Origin of the sequence: Agrobacterium sp. Ap1 (genome assembly GCF_017313375.1) — a bacterium.
Classification (GTDB): Bacteria; Pseudomonadota; Alphaproteobacteria; order Rhizobiales; family Rhizobiaceae; genus Neorhizobium; species Neorhizobium cellulosilyticum.
Genome location: NZ_JAFLMY010000001.1, coordinates 736,348 through 744,039 on the forward strand (window position 1 = coordinate 736,348; position 7,692 = coordinate 744,039).

At 57.2% G+C, this 7,692-nt stretch carries 4 protein-coding genes and 1 tRNA gene; 4 read left to right on the forward strand and 1 reads right to left on the reverse strand.

The window, feature by feature from the left end:
* The first annotated feature begins 294 nt into the window (after positions 1 to 294).
* The 4 genes from JZX87_RS03355 to JZX87_RS03370 are packed head-to-tail and all read left to right on the forward strand — an operon-like array spanning position 295 to position 7,093.
* On the forward strand, positions 295 to 1,806 hold the full coding sequence (locus JZX87_RS03355; RefSeq protein ID WP_206823837.1) for a Wadjet anti-phage system protein JetA family protein: 1,512 nt from the start codon (positions 295 to 297) through the stop codon (positions 1,804 to 1,806).
* 1 nt (position 1,807) lies between these two features.
* Positions 1,808 to 2,449 carry a DUF4194 domain-containing protein gene (locus JZX87_RS03360; RefSeq protein ID WP_206823838.1) on the forward strand — a complete coding sequence of 214 codons (642 nt, stop codon included), beginning with the start codon at positions 1,808 to 1,810 and terminating at the stop codon, positions 2,447 to 2,449.
* Positions 2,436 to 5,909: an SbcC/MukB-like Walker B domain-containing protein gene (locus tag JZX87_RS03365; protein WP_206823840.1), complete on the forward strand. Its 3,474-nt coding sequence runs from the start codon at positions 2,436 to 2,438 to the stop codon at positions 5,907 to 5,909. Before JZX87_RS03360 ends, JZX87_RS03365 begins: the two co-directional genes overlap by 14 nt.
* Entirely contained in the window at positions 5,906 to 7,093 is a 1,188-nt protein-coding gene (locus JZX87_RS03370; protein ID WP_206823842.1) for a Wadjet anti-phage system protein JetD domain-containing protein, read from the forward strand. Before JZX87_RS03365 ends, JZX87_RS03370 begins: the two co-directional genes overlap by 4 nt.
* Positions 7,094 to 7,377: 284 nt before the next feature.
* On the opposite strand, the gene JZX87_RS03375 is transcribed toward JZX87_RS03370, so the two are convergent.
* Positions 7,378 to 7,454: transfer RNA gene (locus JZX87_RS03375), tRNA-Met, on the reverse strand.
* Between the last annotated feature and the right edge of the window lie 238 nt (positions 7,455 to 7,692).

A 7,692-nucleotide genomic window follows, 5' to 3' on the forward strand; every position in this document is an offset into this window, starting at 1 on the left:
GGGAATTGCGTCCATCCTCTGCCCGGATCAAGGGAAGCGGTTGCCTTGACGGTCTCAGATAAAAGCCGATCCGTATTGGTGGCATAGCTACCACACCACACGACCGCGATGACCAGGCAAAATTAATCAACCATAAATTGATTTTCCGCATGTTTACGCGTCAATATTTCTGGCACTCAGTTTAACGCTGATCGAGGCGTGTCGTGTGTCACGATCTGCATCCAAGCGGCTCGACGACCGGATACGCGCGCCTGCGAAATGGCAGTAGATCGACCATAGGCGAAAGAAGTGCCGATGCTGTTTGGAAAATTGCACGCCGACATATTCACGGTGTTTTCCGGCTCCAACAGACATATCTATGAGAACGTCATCGCCAAAATTTACGAGCGTTTTTATCAGGCCGACCTGTATTTCCCCAGTCAGAACGACTTGCTCACGCTGATCTACGATCGATTGGCGGAACAGCCTCACCTGTGGAGAGATGACGAAAGACCTATCGTGCTGGATCAGCTTGCAACGGGAAGAGGCCGCCGGATCCGGCGGCGCCGCAACGAGAAAGCCGATTCGATCGCCAGCAGCGACGCTATGATGCGAGCTCGGCATATCTATTACCGCCTTATAGCAACCGGCTGGCTTGAGCCGATCCACTATGGTTTGAAGATCACCGTCGATATGCCACCCGGTGCAATGCGCCTTGCGGAATTCCTGAGTGGCTTGACTGCCGGCGTTTCGGAACAGCTCGGCGGCCTGGTGGTGCAGGTAAAAACCAACCTCGACCATCTGCAACTGAACGCCCGTGAAAATGCGCTGGGTCTGCACAAGGCCGCACGCGATGCCGCCTCTTTCGGACGATACATGCGCAGCGTCCTGTCGGCCCTGCGCGAAATCGACAAACAGGTCGTTGCCAGCGAAAACATCAGCGACCGCCTCAAGCACTATTTCGAAGATTTCGTCGAGCGGGTTCTGCTGCAGGACTATGCCGCAATAACGACAACCTCTCATCCATACCGCTATCGTTACAGAATTATCGAGGCACTCAACACGCTTGAGGATAACATCGCGGATATCGGAGCGATCGCGGATGCCTATCTGGAAGCGCGTCTTTCAACCGAGATTGCCAGTGCCCGCGAACTGGTTCACGACGACCTGCAGCGTATCCGCAACGTCTTCGACCAGATAGAAGATGCTTTCGAAGCCATTCAGCAGCATCGGGCAAGACTTGAGACCCGATTGCGCAATACCGTGCGATATGCCGGACGCCGTAGCGGCGGCTCTCTTCTTCGCAGCAGCTCGGTCCTGCTCAGGCTCGATAAACTGATTGCCGCAGGCAGGGCAGAGGCCACGATACCGGGCATGATTGAGCCTCGCCTGCCGCCTCTCTCGCCTTTTCTTCTCGCCCGCCCGCGTAATACGCGCCAGCCGATTGTCAGCGACGTACTGGCGCTTCCGCCGGTCGATCCAGTCTGGGAACTGAGAAAACATCTCGAACGTATTTATATGCAAAGGCTGGCCGTCAGACCCGAACAGGTCATGCATTTCCTCGAAAGTCGCGTATCCGCGATTGGTGAAACCCGGGCCAGCCGCTTCCGGCTCGACACGATCGACGATTTCCTGGCTTTCGAGGCACTACGTTTGATCGCCCATTCGAATGCGCCGGAAAAGCCGAGCGACAATCCATTGGCCAATCTCCTTGCTACCCGGTTCATTCTCACACCGGTGGCGGATGCAATCGTCGACAATGACTGGCTGCAATGCGCGGACTTCAGCGTTGCCCGCACCCGCTCCAATACATACCGGGAAAACTGAGATGCTCATCGAATTCCGTAATCTGGGTGAACGCGACTCGAAACGTCTGGAGCGCGTCACCCATGTGATCAATCACTTGCTGCGCCATCAGTTCTTTCATCTCGACGACCGCGGCGCGCCCGGCATGATGGAGACGCTCCTGCGGCCGGACATTGAAAAACTCGTGGCAAGCTATTTCGAAGTCGCGGGTTATCGCCTCGTGGTGCGCGACATAGAAGGCTGGGCCGGCATTCTTCCCGATACGGAAGTCATCACCGGCCCGCGGATGCGAATTGACGAGACGCTGGTTCTTCTCCTCATGCGCCGGCTTTGGGGCGAAGGCGATCTCGGAAAATACGGAAACATGCTGACAACGCTCAACGAGGCTTACGACGCCTATCAGGACATGGTGGGCGGCAGCCGCAGGCCTGCGCTGGGAATAACCGAATTCAGAAATCTCGTACAATCCCTCGAAAGACGGGCGATCGTCAGGCTCGGCGAATTTGATGACGAAGCGCATGACATGCCCCTCATTATCCGGGCTCTCGTCGACACGGTGAGTGGCACGCAGCACCTGACTGGCGTCGAACAACTCCTGTCTGGTCCGGATTTTCAGGACAGTGACGAAGAACTTTCCGAGGAAGACAAGGATGCCGCCGAATGATGCAGCTCAGCCGTATCTCGCTGGTGCAATGGCACCTCTTCCACAGAGAGACCTCGATATTTCCGGCAATAGTGCAATCCTCGGCCAGAACACGTCGGGAAAATCGACGCTGATCGACCTTATTCAGGCCGTCATGGCCGGGGGCTCCACCCGCTACTATCGTTTCAACCGCTCTGCTGGCGAAACCGGCAGCAGCCGATCGGAACGGACCTTACGCGGTTACTGCCTGGGACAGCTGAATGAACACCACGTCCTTCGCGAGCAATCCGTCACCCATATAGCGCTCGTCTTCGATGATCCCGATGGCCTGCGCAAACCCGTAAGCATAGGGCTTTGCATCGAGGCATCGGCCACCGAGGATGCCCAGGTCGTCGGCCGTTATGTCGCCCAGGGAGTCCGTGTTCACACCGATATGCTGATCGAGGATTTGCCCGACGGGCAACAACGATCGGCATCTTGGCCACTTGTCCGCTCAAGGCTTGAACAGGCCTGCGCGGAACAGGGAACCACGCTTCTCAGACCGGACGTCGCGCGCAATTTCATCCGCGAATATATGCGCCTTCTTTTTACCGGCCGCAGGCACGGCGATCCGGAGCGTTTCATCCGCGCTTTCATAACCGCCCTGTCTTTCGAGGAGATGCGGTCGGTTGAGGATTTCGTGCGACGTTTCCTACTGGAAAAGGATGACATCGACATCGGTGAATTGCGGGAATCGATCCAGCGATACCGCGATATCCAGAAGGACATCCACGAACTAGAGCGACGCCTTGAAGCGTTGCGCATCATGCAGAAGCTGGTTGGTGAATATGTGGTCCTGCTCGAACAGGAAGATATTGCCCGTGGTGTCGAAAGGCTGGCGGGACTCATCGAATCCGGTGCGGCATTTGTTGCAAAACTTCGCACACTCCGCCGGATGACTGTCGAGCTTGAACACGTGAGGTCGGAAATCACCCGCCTTGATGACGAACACAAACTGCTTGTCGAAGACGAGGAAATCCTTCAGGCGCAAATCGCCGCACAGGACGTGACCTCGCAGAAATCCTTGCTGACCGCAGGACTCAGGTTGAAGGAACAGGCCCGCTCTGCCACGTCGACCCGGCTGCAACAACGGTTTGTGGATACGATACGCGCGGTATCCCTTCTCGATTATCGCGAAAAGCTGGCGCCCCTGAAACTCGGGCGGTTATTCGAGACACTCGACACCATTCGCCTGAAAACCGGAGATCACAGCCCACCCGCATGGCCCCGTAACCCGACAGAAATGGAGCATCTGATCGAAGCCGCCAGAGCGCAGGCGGGTTCGAGCCAGACCAAGTTGCTGGAGCGGCGCGACGAGGCAATCACCTGGCGCAAGAACCTCGAGACAGAGCTGAAAGGGTTACAGGACCGATTACAGGACGCACGCTCGGGCCAGGTGCCGCTGGAGGCGGCGACGGCGAGACTTATCAGCGCCTTGCAAAGAGAGGGCATGCGTCCACGCGCCCTGTGCCAAGTCACCGAAATCATCGACGAAAACTGGCGTTATGCCGCGGAGGCATTGCTTGCCCGCGACCGCGAAGCCATCATCGTCGATCCGGAACATGCCGCGCGCGCTGTCGAAATCCTGCGGGCCGACAGAAACGGTTTCCGCGGCTGCCGCGTCATCAACACGCGACGTCTTGCAACAAGGACACTGGAAGCACAACCCGGCTCGCTTGCAGGCGTCATGAAGAGCGACGATCCGCTTGCAGCCGCCTTCATCGATTTCCGTATTGGAAAAGTGCGCCTTGCCCATGCCCAGTCAGAGCTCATGGACGGCGGCCGTGCCATCATGAAGGACGGCACCTATAACAATGATATGGTCGTGGAAGTCCTGCATGCTCAGGGCGGCCTGAAGATCGGCCGTGCTGCAGCGCCGCTGATGCAGGAGGATCTTGCAAGGCAGGTCCAGGAGCAGCGCGGGCTGATCGACAATCATGTTCAGAACGAGAAGTTCTATGACGACCTGGCAAGGCGGCTGGAGGCCTTGATGCAACCGGTCGAGGCTGCCGACCAATTGGAAAGCCTCGCTTCTGAAATCAACCAGCTTGATGAAAAACGTGCAGATCTGCAGCAACAGATCGATCGGGTCGTGTCGAGCATAGATCCGGCCCTCAGGGCTGCTCTTGAACAGATAAAGCAGAGATTGCAAAACGTCCGGGACGACAGAAGTGAATGCCTGGTAAAACGCGGCCAGCTCACGGCCGGTCTGACAGAAATACGCCTTACGCTCGGTGGTGTTGGAAACCAGCTTGGATCACGGGCCCATTTTTCAATGCGCCGCGACCTCTTTCGGCAGAGAATTCGAAATCGCGCCCAACTCGCCGCACTTCGCGAAACATATCTTGCCCAGCGCCCCAAAATCCTTGCCAACGTCATAACGGATATGAGGAAACGCGCGGAAGACACAAAGGAAGAAGCTCGCGCCTGCGAAGGAGAGCTGCGCGATGCTCTTACACATTATCGGCTGAACTTCGATAACACCGCGCCGTTGATCGGACCTGCGACCATCTCGACCGAGATCAGGGCCTGGATCGAAACCAATACCGCAATGCTGGAGGCAAACGAGCTGATCCGCTACAGGCAGCAGGCGGATGAAGCAGCAAGCCAGATCAGCCGCCTTCTGCGAACAGCTTTCGTGCAAGAACTCAACAACCGCTTCAACAAGCTGGCCGGCGAACTCGACACGCTTGCCCGGGCGCTGAAATCCCGCCCCTTCAACCACGAGATCTATACGCTGAATGCCCGTCCGAAGCCTGAACTATCGGGCCTTTATCAGCTGGCACAGGCAAGTCAGGATGACGAGAGCGTCTTCGAATCCCTGTTCAGCCATGAAGCGCCGCGCGACCAGCAACATGCACAAGCCCTGGCAGAGGTCGAAAGGCTGTTGAACGACGAGACTCTGGATTTCACCGTCTACCAAGATTACCGGAACTATTATTCGTTCGACCTGACGACACGCAACATCGAGACGGGTCTGCAAACCAGCTACGAACGCCGCAAGGGTACGGCAAGCGGCGCAGAGCGCCAGGTGCCCTATTACGTCATCATTGGTGCGGCACTGGCAAGTATCTACCATAGCGCAGGTCGACACACCGAACGGGCGGATTTCGGGCTTGGGCTTGCCGTTTTTGATGAAGCATTCAGCAAGATGGACGGACCTAATCAGCGTACCCTGCTCGGCTTCTACAGCGATATCGGCCTGCAGGTCGTGATTGCGGCGCCGTCGGAAAAACGTGCCGTCGTTTACGAAAACATGGACAGTATCGCCGACGTCTTTCGTCACGGCAATGCGGCAACCACCGAGTTCATCCGGATCAAGACCTATGCGCAGGACCTTATGCGCGCCGGCAATCCACAATACATGACCGACGCCCAGCTGGCTGACCGAATAAAGGCCGGCGGCTCGGAACTTCTTGCCGGCCTGGATACGGGCACATGAAACACATAAGCTTTGGGGATGCCGGCAAGCTTCTCGCAAATCTGCTCGACCGATATGAGGCAAAGCCGGGTGTGGCAGCTCTCTTCGGTTATGCAAACGAAGCAGCCTTTTCGAGCGTGGAGGCGCGTGATCGTTTTATCGAGACACTCCGCAAGGCCGAGAAGCTGGGGGCGGTGAAACTGGAGAAGGCAAGAGCTTCCGCTGACATGGCCCTGCGGATCAGGCTTGTCGATGCAGACATCCTCTATCGTCATCTTGGCCGGGTGCCTTCCCACCATCAGGTCCATACCCTGCTGACCGATTTCTACGAGCTTCCGAATCTGCCCGAAACGGCGCGAGAGGTGTTCGACGAAATCGGCGCGGCCTGGTCGCGTAATGTCCGGAAATTCGGGATCATGCCGAATGATACGGCGAGCCTGAAGGATGTGTTTCGGCTTGCTCGCGGTTTACAGGAAAGGGCAAGCGACCCGGCTGCTGTCGCCATCGATTTCCGCAGCTTTTGTCGCTCCGTCAATACCGGCAGCAAGGCGCTCGACCATCTGGCCTCAAGCGTTGTCGCCATCCATTCCCGCCTCTATCCCGGCCAGCGAACACCCGAAAGCCTCGACACGGACGAGGCTCTGGCCACATTCGGCGTTTCGCGAATGCCGCAGCCACTTCAGCTCAGCGGACCCGTCGCAATCGACGGCGTACTACTGCCGCCGCTGTCCTATTACGGTTTTCCTCCCGATCAGGCCGCGACAATCAGGCTTTCCCATGCCGTCGACTATGTCCTGACGATCGAAAACTATACATCCTTCATTCGTCATGCCCGTGAATGCAATGGCAGCCAGAAAGGCCTAATCCTCTACACCGCCGGCTTCCCGGCCCGCAGCCATCTCCGGCAGATCACCCGCCTTTGTCGCGAAGCCGGTACCGCTTGCTATCACTGGGGCGATCTCGATGCAGGCGGGGTGCGGATCTTCAGGCATATCGAAAAAGCATTGCAGGCGCAGGGCGTGCAATTGCAGCCGCATCTGATGGACGCTGCTATTCTTACACAATATGGTGTCGCTGCGACCGGCAGGTACCCCCTCCCCCGGCAAGATGCCTCCGGCAGTGCAATTGAACATCTATGGTGCGCGCTGAGGGAAACCGGGCTGGTTCTCGAGCAGGAAAGCCTATCACCTTGTTTGCCGGGCTAAGGGGCCGCTTGACACATTGCCGCTAACCTCGCGGTCTGTTTCGGCAACAGGATATTCTCATCAACATCGAAAGTCTTGATGCGGACGATGATGATGCAGAACCCTAAGCCGAAGCGGAGGCTGACTGGAAGATGCTACAAGTTTGTTTTTGTTGCTGTGGCAGGCTTTGAGGTTTTTTGTCCCCCATCGTCGGCTACGGATCCTTGTGGGCCCCTGATTAGGGGTTAAATCCTCGACCCGTTTACCAAAACAAAAAAGCCGCCTTAAGGGCGGCATTTTTGATTTGGTTGCGGGGGCAGGATTTGAACCTGCGGCCTTCAGGTTATGAGCCTGACGAGCTACCGGGCTGCTCCACCCCGCGCCAAGCGCAAACCTTTGGTTTGCGCGACTACGCCAACGTCTTGCGTTGGCGGACTGTGCCGGAGCAAAACCCATTGGGTTTTGTCTCCTGTAAGGGGCGCACCGGCTTGCGCCTGTGAGCGATCCTTCATTGGTTTTGCCCTGCAAAGACCTTTAAACGACAAAGGGCCGCTTAGGCGGCCCAATTGGATGTTCGGCTTGGGCCGAGGAGTGTCGAGAAGATTGATTGTTACATTGCC

Coding starts and splice junctions, on each gene's coding strand:
- JZX87_RS03355 (WP_206823837.1), top strand. CDS start 295: ATGCTGTTTGGAAAATTGCACGCCGACATATTCACGGTGTTTTCCGGC.
- JZX87_RS03360 (WP_206823838.1), top strand. CDS start 1,808: ATGCTCATCGAATTCCGTAATCTGGGTGAACGCGACTCGAAACGTCTG.
- JZX87_RS03365 (WP_206823840.1), top strand. CDS start 2,436: ATGCCGCCGAATGATGCAGCTCAGCCGTATCTCGCTGGTGCAATGGCA.
- JZX87_RS03370 (WP_206823842.1), top strand. CDS start 5,906: ATGAAACACATAAGCTTTGGGGATGCCGGCAAGCTTCTCGCAAATCTG.